11 protein-coding genes are annotated in these 13934 nt (G+C 69.1%); 2 read left to right on the forward strand and 9 right to left on the reverse strand.

Annotated elements, in window-relative coordinates; translation table 11 throughout:
- Positions 1 to 217 precede the first annotated feature (217 nt).
- Complete coding sequence (locus tag H0B54_RS07420) at positions 218 to 1093, forward strand: MBL fold metallo-hydrolase (RefSeq protein WP_188259820.1); 876 nt, start codon at positions 218 to 220, stop codon at positions 1091 to 1093.
- A gap of 147 nt (positions 1094 to 1240) precedes the next feature.
- Positions 1241 to 2056: a YcbK family protein gene (locus H0B54_RS07425; protein ID WP_188259821.1), complete on the forward strand. Its 816-nt coding sequence runs from the start codon at positions 1241 to 1243 to the stop codon at positions 2054 to 2056.
- 3 nt (positions 2057 to 2059) lie between these two features.
- Here the strand turns inward: H0B54_RS07425 and H0B54_RS07430 are convergent, their stop codons facing one another.
- The 9 genes from H0B54_RS07430 to H0B54_RS07470 form a co-directional block, all read right to left on the reverse strand.
- The gene (locus H0B54_RS07430) at positions 2060 to 3229 is read right to left on the reverse strand and encodes an ABC transporter permease (protein WP_094301361.1); all 1170 of its coding nucleotides are present in this window, start codon (positions 3227 to 3229) and stop codon (positions 2060 to 2062) included.
- The gene (locus tag H0B54_RS07435) at positions 3226 to 4224 is read right to left on the reverse strand and encodes an ABC transporter permease (RefSeq protein ID WP_119507538.1); all 999 of its coding nucleotides are present in this window, start codon (positions 4222 to 4224) and stop codon (positions 3226 to 3228) included. The genes H0B54_RS07430 and H0B54_RS07435 overlap by 4 nt, the downstream gene beginning before the upstream one ends.
- Before the next feature lie 4 nt (positions 4225 to 4228).
- Positions 4229 to 6121, reverse strand: coding sequence for an ABC transporter substrate-binding protein (locus H0B54_RS07440; RefSeq protein ID WP_211109240.1), 1893 nt, complete (start codon positions 6119 to 6121; stop codon positions 4229 to 4231).
- Entirely contained in the window at positions 6121 to 8019 is a 1899-nt protein-coding gene (locus H0B54_RS07445; protein WP_188259823.1) for an ABC transporter ATP-binding protein, read from the reverse strand. The genes H0B54_RS07440 and H0B54_RS07445 overlap by 1 nt, the downstream gene beginning before the upstream one ends.
- The gene (locus tag H0B54_RS07450) at positions 8016 to 8588 is read right to left on the reverse strand and encodes a hypothetical protein (RefSeq protein WP_188259824.1); all 573 of its coding nucleotides are present in this window, start codon (positions 8586 to 8588) and stop codon (positions 8016 to 8018) included. Before H0B54_RS07450 ends, H0B54_RS07445 begins: the two co-directional genes overlap by 4 nt.
- Before the next feature lie 3 nt (positions 8589 to 8591).
- Positions 8592 to 9398 (reverse strand): polysaccharide deacetylase family protein, encoded by an 807-nt coding sequence (locus H0B54_RS07455; protein WP_211109241.1) that lies wholly within the window; start codon positions 9396 to 9398, stop codon positions 8592 to 8594.
- A gap of 202 nt (positions 9399 to 9600) precedes the next feature.
- Complete coding sequence (locus tag H0B54_RS07460; RefSeq protein WP_188259825.1) at positions 9601 to 10770, reverse strand: glycosyltransferase family protein; 1170 nt, start codon at positions 10768 to 10770, stop codon at positions 9601 to 9603.
- A 38-nt stretch (positions 10771 to 10808) separates the two neighbouring features.
- The gene (locus H0B54_RS07465) at positions 10809 to 11264 is read right to left on the reverse strand and encodes a cyclic nucleotide-binding domain-containing protein (RefSeq protein ID WP_014238969.1); all 456 of its coding nucleotides are present in this window, start codon (positions 11262 to 11264) and stop codon (positions 10809 to 10811) included.
- A gap of 28 nt (positions 11265 to 11292) precedes the next feature.
- Positions 11293 to 13932, reverse strand: coding sequence for an ABC transporter ATP-binding protein (locus tag H0B54_RS07470; protein WP_188259826.1), 2640 nt, complete (start codon positions 13930 to 13932; stop codon positions 11293 to 11295).
- Between the last annotated feature and the right edge of the window lie 2 nt (positions 13933 to 13934).

Here is a 13934-nt window from a genome sequence, read left to right on the forward strand (position 1 = left end):
AGCGAACGGGCGCAAACTACCACATCTTATTGGATTGGGCATCTCCGCATCTCGGCGGTGCGGCACGCCTTTTCCTCCTAACCCGGTCTCGTGTCGTTTCCCCTTCCATCGAGGCGGATCGGCCGGCGGACCGGCTTATGGACGAGCCGGAGGGTCGTTTCGTGAAACAACCTTTTCACTCGACTCGCGAGGGTCCTACCGCCAAATTGTCGGTACCATGACGGCACGAACCGTTTCCGACGCCTGTTCCGGTGCGCCCGACACCCCGCCGGACTTCACCGTCCGCTTCTGGGGCGTGCGCGGCAGCATCGCTTCCCCAGGACCGGACACGGTCCGCTACGGCGGCAACACCCCCTGCGTCGAGCTGCGCTGCGGGGACGCGCTTCTGGTTCTCGATGCTGGCACCGGCCTGCGCCCGCTGGGCGAGGCGCTGATGCGCCAGGGGGAGCCGGTGGACCTCGATCTGCTGCTGACCCACAGCCATCTCGACCACATCTGCGGCCTGCCCTTCTTCGCGCCGGCCTTCGACGCGGCCAGCCGCGTGCGGATCAGGGCCGGCCATCTGGAGCGGGAGCGGACGATGCGCTCCGTCCTGGAATGCATGATGTCGGCGCCGCTGTTCCCGGTCCCGGTGGAGATCTTCCGGGCCGACTGCACCTTCCACGATTTCGTCAGCGGCGAGACGCTGGCGGTGAAGCCGGGCGTCACCGTGCGCACCGCCCCGCTGAACCACCCGGACGGGGCCACCGGCTACCGCGTGGAGTTCGCAGGCCGCAGCCTGTGCTACGTGACCGACACCGAGCACCCCGCCGACGGGCGCGACCCCGCCGTGATGGAGCTGGTGCGCGGCAGCGACCTGCTGATCTACGACTGCACCTACACCGACGCCGAATACGCCGCCCGCGTCGGCTGGGGGCATTCGACATGGGAGGAGTGCCTGCGCATCGCCGACGAGGCGGGGGTGAAGCGCGCGGTCATCTTCCATCACGACCCCCGGCGCACCGACGCCGACCTGGACGTCATCGCCGCCGCCGCCGAGGCCCGGCGCCCCGGAACGCTGGTCGCCCGCGAAGGCATGGCCCTTCCCCTCTGACGTGACACCTATCCCGTTGGACAGTGATGCGCCGAGGACACGGCCAAGCCTCCGTTCGCGTCCCGTGGCCCGTTGTCACTGCCGGATCGTGTGACAATTATGGTATGAAAACCGCCTGCAACCGCAGAGAGAACTCTGGGGAGACGCATGCGGCATCTTCTGCGCTTATCGTTGCTGGGCCTGCTCGCCGGCGGAACGCTCGCCGGCTGCGCTTCCACTCCGACTCCCCAGGCCTCGTTCGATGGCGGACCCCGCTCGATCGTCCTGCACCATCCCGCCAGCGGCGAGACGGTCAGCGTCACCTACCGCCGCGCCGACGGCTATGATCCTCAAGCTCTGGACCGCATCGCCAGCCTGTTCCGCGACCGCCGCACCGGCGAAACGGTGCCCGTCGATCCGACCCTGGTCGAGCTTCTCGCCGACCTGCGGGACCGCTGCGGCGTCGGCGCCGACACGCCGGTCCACATCACCTCGGGCTACCGCTCGCCGCTGACCAACGTCACGCTGGCCCGCAGCAACCCGAACGTGGCGGAAAACAGCTATCACCTGCGCGGGCAGGCGGCCGACATTGCCATCCCCGGCGTCCCGCCCCGCCGCCTCGCCGACGAGGCCGCGGCCCTGCAGCGCGGCGGCTACGCGCTCTACCCCCACACCGGCCACGTCCATGTGGACACCGGCCCGGTCCGCACCTGGAGCCCGAAGGGCGGCGACCCCCGCATCCTGGAGGCCAGGGCGACCCCCGCGAAGGCGTCGTCGGGCACGGCGGTCGCCATGAAGCCCACTCCCGCCGCCCCGCGGACGCAGGTCGCGGCGGCGGAGCCCACCCCGTCGAAGCGCCCCCCGGCCAAGGCCGCGCCCGCCTCCGCCCCGGCGAAGGGCGGCGACGGCGACCTCGCCCGCGTGCGCATGGTGCTGGCCTCCCTCAAGGAGCAGCCGGAGGCGGCGGCGAAGAAGAAGCCCTGAGGGCTAGCGGTACGGGTCCGCCGCGTCCCGCAGGCCGTCGCCGAGGAAGTTGAAGCTCAGCACGGTCACGATCACCGGCAGCACCGGCAGCATCAACCAGGGGTACAGCGCCACCACGTTGATGTTCTGCGCCTCGGTCAGCAGCACCCCCCAGCTGGTGATCGGCGGGCGCAGGCCGAGGCCGAGGAAGCTCAGCGCCGTCTCGCCCAGGATCATGCCGGGGATGGCCAGCGTCGCCGAGGCGATCAGGTGGCTCATGAAGCTGGGCAGCAGATGCCGCCCGATGATGCGCGCCGGGCTGGCGCCCATCAGCTGGGCGGCGGTGGTGAAGTCCTCCTCGCGCAGGGCCAGCAGCTTCGACCGCACGGCGCGGGCGAGGCCCGTCCATTCCAGAAGGCCGAGGATCACCGTGATCCCGAAATAGATGAAGATCGGGTTCCAGGTGACGGGTAGGGCGGCGGACAGGGCCATCCACAACGGCAGCTCGGGGAAGGAGCGGATGATCTCGATCAGCCGCTGGATCAGGTTGTCCACCCAGCCGCCGTAATAGCCGGCGATGCCGCCGATCACGATCCCCAGCACGAAGCTGACCGCGACCCCGATCAGCCCGATGGTCAGCGAGATGCGCGTCCCGTAGATCATCCGCGACAGCAGATCGCGCCCCAGCCGGTCGGTGCCCATGAGGAACAGCGTCCCGCCCTCCGCCGGGCAGGCGAGGTGCCAGTCGCTCTCCACCAGCCCCCAGAACTCGTAGCGGTCGCCGCGGCAGAGGAAGCGGATCGGCTGCACCTTCGCCGGGTCGGGCGTGTAGTCCCGCTTCAGGATCTCCATGTCCAGGCGGTAGGTGTAGCCGTAGACGAAGGGGCCGACGAATTGCCCCTCGTGGAACAGGTGCACGGCCTGCGGCGGGGCGTGGATGAAGTGGGAATTGCGGCTGTCCACCGCGTAGGGGGCCAGGACCTCGCTGACCAGGGTCGAGGCGTAGAGCAGAAGCAGCACGATTCCCGACGCCACCGCCAGCTTGTGCCGCCGCAGCTTCCACCAGACCATTCGCCATTGCGAGGCGGTGGTGAAGCGCTCCTGCTCCGGCGACAGCCGCTCGACCTCGTCCGGGTCCCAGGGGGCGGTGTCGACGGTGTGGGGCAGGGGCGTCTGGGTCGGAAGGGCGCTCATCGGCTGGCTCCTCCGCTCAGGCGGATTCGTGGGTCGAGCGCGGCCAGCGCCAGATCGGACAGGAAGACCCCGATCACCGTCAGCACCGCCAGGAACATCAGGAAGGACCCGGCCAGATACATGTCCTGGCTGCGCAGCGCCTGGAGCAGCATCGGCCCCGTCGTCGGCAGCGACATCACCACCGACACGATGGCGGCGCCGGAGACGACCTGCGGCAGCAGGTTGCCGATGTCGGACACGAAGGGGTTCAGCGCCACGCGCAGCGGATACTTCACCAGCGCCCGGCCCGGCGGCAGGCCCTTGGCCCGCGCGGTGACGACGTAGGGCTTGTGCAGCTCGTCCAGCAGGTTGGCGCGCAGGCGGCGGATCATCGCGGCGGTGCCGGCGGTGCCGATGACGATCACCGGAATCCACATGTGCTCGAACACGCTCATCGCCTTGCCCCAGCTCCAGGGCTGGCCGATGTAGCGCGGGTCCATCAGCCCGCCGATCGAGGTGCCGAACCACACGTTGGCGAAATACAGCATCACCAGCGCCAGCAGGAAGCTCGGCGTCGCCAGCCCCAGGAAGCCGAGGAAGGTCAGGACGTAGTCGCCCAGGCTGTACTGCCGAGTCGCCGAATAGATGCCGATGGGGAAAGACACCACCCAGATGAACAGGATGGTCGCGAAGGACACGATGGCGGTCAGCGACAGCCGGTCGCCCACGACGTCCGATACCGGCAGATTGTATTCGAAGGAATAGCCGAAGTCGCCGCGCAGCATGCCGGCCAGCCACAGCGCGTACTGCTCGTACATCGGCCGGTCGAGCCCGTAGGTCTCGCGCAGCATGGCCAGCCGGCCCTGGTCCATGCTCTCGCCCCGGCTCTGCATCTCGTTGACCAGCGTGGTCAGATAGTCGCCGGGGGGAAGCTGGATGATGACGAAGGTGATGACGCTGATCGCCAGCAGCGTCGGGATCATGATGAGGATGCGGCGGATCACGTAGCCCAGCATGGCCTCACCCCTTCCCGTCGAACCAGAAGCCGTCGGGCCGGTACAGCCCGAAATGCGCGCCGGGGTCGTAGTTGAACAGACCCTCCTCCGGCACGTTGCGCAGGGTGCGGCGCGCCACCACCGGCTGCGGCACCCCGGCCACCGTTCCGATGGTGAAGACCTGTTCGGCGTTGAGCGTCAGGATGCGGGTCCAGGCCGCCGCCCGCCCCGCCTCGTCCGGCGCGTCGCGCCAGGCGCGGAAGGCCTCCAGGAGGTCACGCGCCTCGGGCATGTCGGGGCGCTCGCCGTCCTTGCCCATGGTCTGGAAGAACTGGCCCCATTTCGGCCACTGGTACTTGGCCTGATCGACCGGCACCAGCTCCGCGGGACTCATGTCGGCGGTGGCGATGCCGTTGTCCAGCCCGCGTGAGATGGACATGCAGGTGTCGCCGGCGAAGATGCGGTTGCGGAACACGTCGAGCTGCGAGGAGCGGATGTAGAGCCGCGCCCCGATGCGCCGCCAGCCGTCGGCGATCAGTTCCAGCGCGTCGGTTTCCTCCGTGCTCTCCCCGGCGGTTTCCACCACGATCTCCAGCGGACGGCCGTCGGGCAGCAGGCGGACGCCGTTGACGTCGCGCTTGGTCAGACCGATCTCGTCGAGCAGCCGGTTGGCCTGCCGGACGTCGAACTGCGCCCAGCGGTCGCGGTAGGCCGGCACCCAGAGAGGCGAGACCTCCAGCAGCGTGTTGTTGGTCGGGATGGCGAGGCCGTAATAGATAACCTGGTTCATCTCCTCGCGGTCGATGGCCAGCGACAGGGCGCGGCGGTAGCGCACGTCGCGGTTCAGCGCGCGCCACACCGGGTCGTTGCAGTTCAGGTTGGGAAACAGCGCCATCTGCGCCCCGATGCCGGTGCGCCACAGCGTGACCCGTTGGTCGTTGCGCTTCGCCCCCTGCTTCAGGAAGGTGTAATTGTCGAACCGCAGGTAGCGCGCCTGGAGGTCGCTCTCGCCCGCCCCCGTCTTGGCCGGGATGATCTTGGCGTCGGCCACCGTCATGATGACCCGGTCGATGTAGGGCAACTGCCGCCCCGCCGGGTCGACCCGATGGAAATAGGGGTTCCTTACGAAGATGAAACGGTCCGCGGGCGGAGCGGTCGTCGGCACCCAGGGCTGCAGGGTCGGCAGGTCCGGGTTGTCGAACTCCGTCAGGTTGTCCTTGCGGTTGTGAAGCTGCTGCCAGCTTTTCTGGCGCTCCGCCTCCACCCGCTGCTTCAGCTCCAGCGGCTCGGTGAAGCGGGGGTGGAAGCGCCGCAGGTAATGGGCGGGCGCGTAGATCTCCACCGGCTTGGCCCCGGCCAGCATGGGCAGGAAGAAGGGGTTGGGGCGGGTCCATGTGTAGCGCACCGCCGCCGCGTCCAGCAGCTCGAACTTCGGCGCCTCCCCGGCCACCAGCATCTCCGGCGGCGGCCCGCCGGGGTAGCGCTTGGGGTTGTTCGCCATGTCTTCCCACCAGTAGCGGAAGTCCTCCGCCGTGAAGGGATGGCCGTCCGACCAGCGGTGGCCGCGGCGCAGCGTGAAGGTGAAGATCCGCCCTTCCTCCACATCCACCCGCTCCAGGATGTCGGGCACGATGCGCAGGTTCGGCGTCAGCGCGACCAGCCGGGCGTAGCTGTAGACGTACATCAGCCGCGTGTCCTTGGTCCGCGCCATCAGCAGGCGCAGGTCGCCGCCATGGCGTCCCGGCGTCTGCCCGGGCCGGTCCATCGCCTCCACCAGCGGGGTGAGCGGCAGCCGCTTCTCCACCGGCGGCAGCGACCCGGAGCCGACCGCGTTCTCCAGCATCGGCGTCTCGACCGTATCGAAGGCGCTGAGTGCCAGGAAGGCGAGAAGGAGCAGGGCGGGGCGGGCCAGCCTCATCACGCCACCTCCCGCACGCGGATGGAGGCGTCGGCGCGCACGCAGTGGCCGCCGCCGAGATCGACCAGATGGGGCTGGTGGTCTTCGTCGATGGTGAAGGGGGCGGGCCAGCGCGCGGGATCGGAGGCGCGGCCCTCCTCCAGGTCGGTCAGCGACAGCGGACGGCTGGGGTCCGGCTCCGGCACGGCGGCCAGCAGGGCGCGGGTGTAGGGATGGACCGGGTTGCGGAACAGCGCTTCCCGCGGGGCCGACTCGACGATCCGCCCACGGCACATCACCAGGATGCGGTCGGCCATGTAATCCACCACCGCCAGATTGTGGCTGACGAACAGGTAGGTCAGCCCGAGCCGTTCCTTCAGGTCCTTGAGCAGATTGAGCACCTGCGCCTGGATCGACACGTCGAGCGCCGACACCGGCTCGTCGAGCAGAAGAAGCTCGGGCCGCAGGGCCAGCGCGCGGGCGATGCCGATGCGCTGACGCTGGCCGCCGGAGAAGCTGTGCGGGTAGCGGCGCAGATGACGCGCGTCCAGCCCGACCAGCCCCATCAGTTCCTTCACCCGCTCGGCGCGCTCTGCCTCGTCGCCGATGCCGTGGATGACCAGCGGTTCGGCGATGATGTCGAAGACGGTCATCCGCGGGTTCAGGGAACCGAAGGGGTCCTGGAAGACGAACTGCACCTTGCGGCGGAAGGCGGTCAGGGCCGCACCCTCCAGCCCCAGCACGTCGACGATCCGGCCATGGTCGTTGAAGCGCACGCTGCCCGCGTCCGGGGTCAGGGCACGCATCAGGATCTTCGACAGGGTGGTCTTGCCGCAGCCCGACTCACCGACCAGCCCGACGCATTCGCCGCGCGCGATGGCGAAGCTGACGTCGTCCACCGCCAGCGTGCCCGCCCCGGCCTTGGCGCCGAACCAGCCGGCCTTGCGCGCGCCGTAGCGCTTGCGCACCCCCTCCACCTCCAGCAGCGGCCCCGCCGCGTCGGCGCCGGGTGGCCAGGGCTGGTGGTCCTTCTCCAGCAGGCTGCCGCCTTCCGACGTGATGGAGCGGATCGGCACCAGCCGTTCCCCCGGCGCCATGTGGAAGCGCGGAACGGCGCGCAGCAGCGCCTTCAGGTAAGGGTGGCGGGGATCGGCGAAGATGTCCTCGCGCGTGCCGGATTCCATGACCCGCCCGCGGTGCATCACCACAACCTCGTCGGCGAGGTTGGCAACCACCCCCAGATCGTGGGTGATGAGCAGCACGGCCATCCCGAGATCGGCCTGGAGGTCCTTGATCAGCTTCAGGATCTGCGCCTGGATGGTGACGTCCAGCGCGGTCGTCGGCTCGTCGGCGATCAGCAGGGCAGGGCGGCAGACCAGAGCCATGGCGATCATCGCGCGCTGGCGCAGGCCGCCCGACAGTTCGAACGGGTAGGTGTCCAGCGCCCGCTTCGGGTCGGGGAAGCGCACCCGGCGCAGCATGTCCTCGGCTTGCACGCGGGCCTGCCGGGCGGTCACCCGCTGGTGCAGCCGCACCGCCTCGCTTACCTGATCGCCCACCGTGTGCAGGGGCGACAGCGAGGTCATCGGTTCCTGGAAGATGATCGAAATGCGGCCGCCGCGCAGCGCCCGCATCGCCGTGCCGTCGGCCTTCAGCCCGGCGATGTCGACGGGACCGGCGCCCTCGTTGACGATTCCGTCGTCGAACAGGATTTTCCCGTCCGCGATGGTGGCGTTGCGGGGCAGGATGCGCAGGATCGACTGCGCCGCCACCGACTTGCCCGACCCGGATTCCCCGACCAGGGCGACGGTGGACCCCGCCCGCACCCGGAAGGACACGCCGCGCACCGCGTGGACCACGCCGCCCGGCACCTGGAAATCGACCTTCAGGTCCTCCACCCGGAGCAGCGTGCGGCTCATGGCGCCGGCCTCTTCTCGTTGGGGTCTTCCTCGTTGGTGTCTTCGGGCGGCTCGATGCCCAGAGCGATCAGGTTGTCCACGGTCACCGGGCTCAGCGCCACGCCGTTGCGCCCGGCGGCGAGGGCGGCCCGTTCGATCACCGCGTCGAAGCCCTCCAGGTTGCTGTCGAAGCGGATGGTCCTGCCGCCGCCGGTCAGCGCCGCCTGCATCCAACCGTCGTCGCGCCCCCGCTTGGTTGCGTAGTAGCGCAGCTTCAGGCCGGACAGCTCGTCCCAGCGGATGGCGCCGCCCAGCGGTCCGTCGGCCCGCAAGCCCTCGCCGTCCATGGTCAGGCGGGTCAGCTGGCGTTGCAGGGTGCGCGCCGCGAAGACGGCGAACAGCACCGCGCAGGCCCCCAGCGGCACGGCGATCCAGGGGGTGACGGGCAGGAAGGCCAGCGGCAGCACCGTCAGCGCCAGCCCGGCCCCGGCCCGCGCGTAGTCGCCGGCCAGTGCGCCGGCGGGGTAGCGCATCGCCGCGACGGTCGGCGTCTCCCCGGTCGAGGGTTGGGCCATGGGCAGCTCGGCCATATCTCAGCGATGTCCTTCTGCGGCGAACAGGGTGTCAGCGGGTAGCCAGCGGGCCGCCGGGTGGCGGCGGGTCACGGTCAGGAAACGCGCGGTGAAGGCCCAGGTTTCGCCGTCCATCACCAAATGATGCGTCAGCAGGCCGGTCGGCTCCTCCGCGTCGACCGCGCCCAGCCTTCGGGCGCGCAGATGGGTGACCGCCATGCCCAGCGCCTCCGCGTCGCCCAGGAAGCGCTTGCCGTCCTTCCAGGCCACCGGGTCGATGTGCGTATTGACACACATCATGTTGACGGTTGACACACGTCGCGGCCCGAAAACGGACAGGCCGTTAAAGCCCGCGCCGGGCAGCCCCGCCGCCACGCCGGGCGCGATGCGGTTCCAGGGCGGAACCAGAACGGGCAGGGCGCGCGGACCGAACAGGTGGTCCAGCACGGTCCGTCCCTCGGCCAGCTCGGCCAGCACGGTGGCGGTGGGCCGGTCCGCGCCAAGCTCCGCCTTCTTCGCCGGGGGAGCGGCGTGGTTGGCGTGCGACCAGCCGTGTTGGAGCACCGTGACGCCGGGGGCCGCGTCGACAACGGGGGCGAGGGCGTCGGTGACGCCGGCCGGAATGACCGCCAGGGCCAGCGGCGCGGCGGTTTCGATCGACAGGGCGATCATCCGGTCGAGCGCTGGCGTCGGCTCGATGGCGTCGTCGTCGCGCCACCAGAGGCTGGCGGTGCGCCCGGCGGCGGCCCAGGCGTCCAGCTCGGCGGTCAGCGCGTCCCAACCGGCGCGCGGCGGGCTGTCGGAAGGGGCGGTGGCGGTCACGGTCATCGTCGGTTCTGTTCCCTCTCCCCTCCGGGGAGAGGGTTAGGGTGAGGGGGTTGCGCGTGTCGTTACGTCCGGCACACGCACAACCCCCTCACCGGCCCTCCGGGCCACCCTCTCCCCAGGGGGGAGAGGGTTAAGAAAGCGTGCGCGATGGCCGTCATCAGCATGGCCCCCGCACTGGAAAAATCCAAGCGTCCTGATTGGTTTAGCGCCGGTGGCCCGGATCGTTGCCTTGGCGGTCGGCCACCGCGTCCCGCAGCAGACGGGCGGTGGCGGCGGCGCCGTCGAGGCGCAGCGGAATGGCGGGCGGCGGGGGCAGGGCGAGCGCCTTGGCCACGCCCGCGGCCAGGGTGTCCGGGGTCAGGGTGGCTTCGTCGACCACGGCCAGCCGACCCCGCTCCTCCAGCAGGTGGGCGCGGGTGGCTTGTTCCGTCTCGCTGCCTGCGGCGAAGGGGACGACCACCGCCCGGCAGCCGGCCTGAAGCACGTCCAGCACGGTGTTGTAACCGGCTTGGCTGATCGACAGGCGGCAGCGGCGGAGCAGAGCGGGGAAATCGGGGCGCGCACGCTCCACGACGGTGCCCGGCGGGGCAGCGGCGGCGAGCGCGCGGAAATCCTCCTCCGGCACGTCCGGCCCGGCCAGCAGGCGCCATGGTGCGTCAAGTCCGGCCAGAGTTGACGCACGCACCGCCAGCGCCGCCCGCAGCAGCGGCAGGCCCACCGCCCCGCCGCCCACCGACACGATCACCTCGCCGGTGCCGTCGGCGCTCTTCCCCTCAGCGCCTTGCGGGGCCGCGACATAACCGGTGTAGCGGATCCGGTCGGCGATCCGCGCCGCGGCGGGAAAGGTGGCCTCGAAGGGAATCAAATCCGGGTCGCCATGGACCAGCACATGGTCGAACAGCCGTTCCACCGTCGAAACGGTTTCCTCCAGCCGCTCCGGCTTGGCCTTGGTCACCAGGATGTCGCGCACCGACGCGGCGGTGACCGCCCCGCCGGCCTTGGCGGCTTCCAGCAGCGGCAGAAGCTCGAACCGGAAGGCGCGGCGGCCGAAGGGGAAGGACTCGACCAGCAGCGCGTCGGGCCGCACCCGGTCATGGGTTTCCAGAACCGCGGCACGGCGCCGGGCCCGCCACGCGTCGTCGATGGGCCGGTCATGCTCGTCCAACAGCGTCTTGAAGCTGCTGTCGGCGGCGCGCGCTGGGGGAAGCTGGACGATCTCCGCCGCCGGACCGTAATCGATTCCCGGCACCGGATGCCCGCCGCGCAGCACCGTGACGGCGACGCCCGCCTCGGCCAGCCCGCGGGTGATCAGCGCGGCGCGCCGGTCGTGGCCGATGCCCAGCAGATGCTGGACATGGAAGAGAACATGCATGGGGTGTCCGGTCGCCAAAAGGTCAGGTTGCCAAATCTTCAGATCGCCTGGGCGGCCAGCACCTCGCGCAGGCGCGTGGTCGTCTGCTCCAGGCGGTGGGCCAGGGAGCGCATGATCTCCAGCCCCATCTGGGGGAAGTCGGCGATCATCTGAAGGAAATGGTCCTTCGGCACGCACAGCGCCTCCAGATCGGAGCTGGCGCGGACGGTGGCGGTGCGCGGCACGTCGCACAGGATGGCGATCTCGCCGACGATTTCGTTGGAGCCCAGCGTCGCGACGGTCAGCGGCCCGCCGGGGCCGGTCACGATCACCTCGGCTTCTCCGCGCAGCAGGATGTAGGCACAGGTGCCCATCTCGTCCTGCTCGAACAGGATGTCGCCCGACCGGAAGCTCAGCCGTTCGCTGGTGAAGGCGAGAAGCTTGAGCTTGGAAGTGTCGATGTTGGCGAACAGGGGAATCCTGCGCAGGCAATTGACTTCTTCGGCGATGCTCATGCCGTCTGCCTCCTCAACGTCGCCGGCTTTATTCGGCGGACACCAATTCATGCAACAACGTGCCGGGCCTGTTCAACTCATCGAAGCGGCCATGCTCGGCGATTCGACCGTCCTTCATCACAATGACTCGCTCGAACGCCCGTGCCAAGCCGGCACGCTGCAGAACCCACACAAGACCACATCCTTTGCGTTCCCCCAGGATCGCGGAATGCACCTTGCTCTGGCTGCTGGTGTCCAGCCCGCTCGTCGCCTCGCTCAGCACGAGCAGGTCCGGGCGCTTCAGCAGGGCGCGGGCCAGCGCCGCCTTCTGGCGCTGCGCGGCGGACAGGCGCGACCCGGCCACCCCCACCGGGTGTTCCAGCCCGACCTCCACGATGGTGTCGCGCAGGTGAAGCTGGTCCACCAGCTCCGCCACGATGCGGCCCACCTTGGATTGCACCTGCGCCTGCCCGTAGACCATCTTGCCGAACAGGATGTTGTCCTGGATGCTGGCCGCCGCGTTGTAGGCGTCCGGGTCGAAGAAGGCGACGGCGTGCTTCAGGTCGGCCGGCAGATCGCTGGCGAAGAGATGCCGCGCCTGCAGAAGCTTCTTTTCCAGGTCCGGCGTCATCAGGCCCAGACGGTGACGGGCGCCGATCAGCTTGAAGGGCAGGGTCATCAGCCGAGTCCGCTCCTCGGGCCGCAGCGCCCCCAGCCCCTCCTTCGCGGTGCGCGCCAGGATGGCCTGGTACTCCGGCAGCTCGGCGAAGCCGATGAAGGAGAAGCGCTCGAAGAACTCGTGGCCGGGCGGCAGGCCGGCGAACAGCTCGACCATGGTCTCCGCCACCTTGTGGCCGGTCTCCAGGATGGTGTCGGTCAGCCCCACCTTGTCCAGCACATGCAACATATAGGGATTCGACGCCAGCGCGTCGGTCTGGAAGATCGGCCCCACCGGCGTGCCGAACAGCAGATTCTCCGCCAGCGTGGCGTTCGCGGCGTAGCGGTCGGGGTCGAAGCGCTCCACCAGCCGCCCCAGATCCGGGTTGTTCAGCATCATGGCGCGCATGGCGTCGCGCGCCTCCATCACACGGGCGGCCACGTCGGGGCGACGCTCCGGATCGACGGTGCGGTTGAGGCCCATGCCGTACACGTCGTCCTGGAGTGACACCATCGTCACCACGCGCAGGATGCGGGCCTTCAAATCCTCCGGCCCGTCGCAGCCGGCGGCGGCGTAGTCGATCCAGTCGGCGTGCACGTCGTCGGTGGCGTTGCCGGACAGCACCGACTCGGTCATCCGCCTCTTGCGATGCTCTGCCGCTTCCTCGCTCTCGCCATTCTCACGCAGCGGCCGGTGGCGCAGCCCATAGACGAGGTTGTCATAGAGCGAGGCCGAGAACAGGTAGGGAGCGGCCCCGACATAGGCGGCGCGCCGCCCGGTCACGCTCTCCGGCAGTTCCGCATAATCATGCTCGCCCAGCCGGATCTGCCCCGACGAGGGCAGCAGCACGCGCGCGGCGAGCTGTGCCAGCTCGTCCCGCCCGGAGCCGACGCCGATCAGCGCGGTGTGGGAGTCCAGCGGGATGTCGCAGGTCACCCCCTCCAGGATGGGCGAGCCGCCGTCCTCCCCGAACCCGACGTTGCGGAAGGACAGGCTGCCCTTGAACGGGACGTCCTCCTCCTCGCGCAGCAGGCGTTCGGCCAGCAGATCGGGGACGTGGAACTGCTCCACCACCTGCTCGTACTTGATCCGGTTGTCCTCCTTCTGCTGGTACCAGTCGAGGAGTTCCTTCCAAGGGGCGGCCAAGTCCTTGTAGGCGGCCAGCACGGCGACCAGCGCGCCGAAGGAGAGCTGGCCATGGATCACCAGATAACCGCCGATCGAATAGAAAAAGAACGGGGTCAGCTGGTTTATGAAATTGTTCAGAAATTTGACAAAAAACTTTCTTTGGTAAATCTCGAAACGGATGCGGTACACGTCGCCCAGGCGGTGGCTGAGATCGGCGAGATGCCAGGACGCCGTGTTGTGGGTGTGCACCTCCTGGATGCCGGACACCGTCTCGCCGATGCGGTCGGCGATCTGGCGCATGGCACGTACGCGCTGTTTGCCAAGTTGATTGACCTTGCGCTGAAGCCGTGGGATGAGCCAGCCTTGGAACGGGTACAGCGACACCGCCGCTGCCCCCAGCACCGGATCCTGGACGAAGATGAAGGCGATGTAGACCAGCAGGGTGCCGCCCTGGAACACCGGGATGGCGATGGCGTCTCCGATGAAGCCGCCCAGCGGTTCGACCTCCGCCGTGATCATGGGGATGATCTCCCCGGACGACATCTTCCGGAAGCGGGGCAGGGGGAAGCGCAGGACGCGCACGTACAGTTCGTACCGCAGGCGGCGCAGCATCCGCTCGCCCAGGCGTCCCTTGTAGGTGTTTATGACATACTTGAACGCGCCGTTGACCAGCACCAAAGTCAGGAACAGTCCGCATAGGACGAACAGGTAAGTCACCTGATCGAGATGGAAGCCGAGGAAGGATTCAGGCAGCTTCTTCCCGGCAATCGCCTCGTTGACGATCCGCTTCGGAAGGTCGAGCGAGGCGTAGAGGAAGGGGAAGGACGCCAGGGTCATCAGGGTCAGCACGATCTGCTGACGGACGCTGTGCCGAAGGATGAATCGGAAGATGCTGGATTCCATAG

This window comes from Azospirillum tabaci (assembly GCF_014596085.1).
Lineage (GTDB): Bacteria > Pseudomonadota > Alphaproteobacteria > Azospirillales > Azospirillaceae > Azospirillum > Azospirillum tabaci.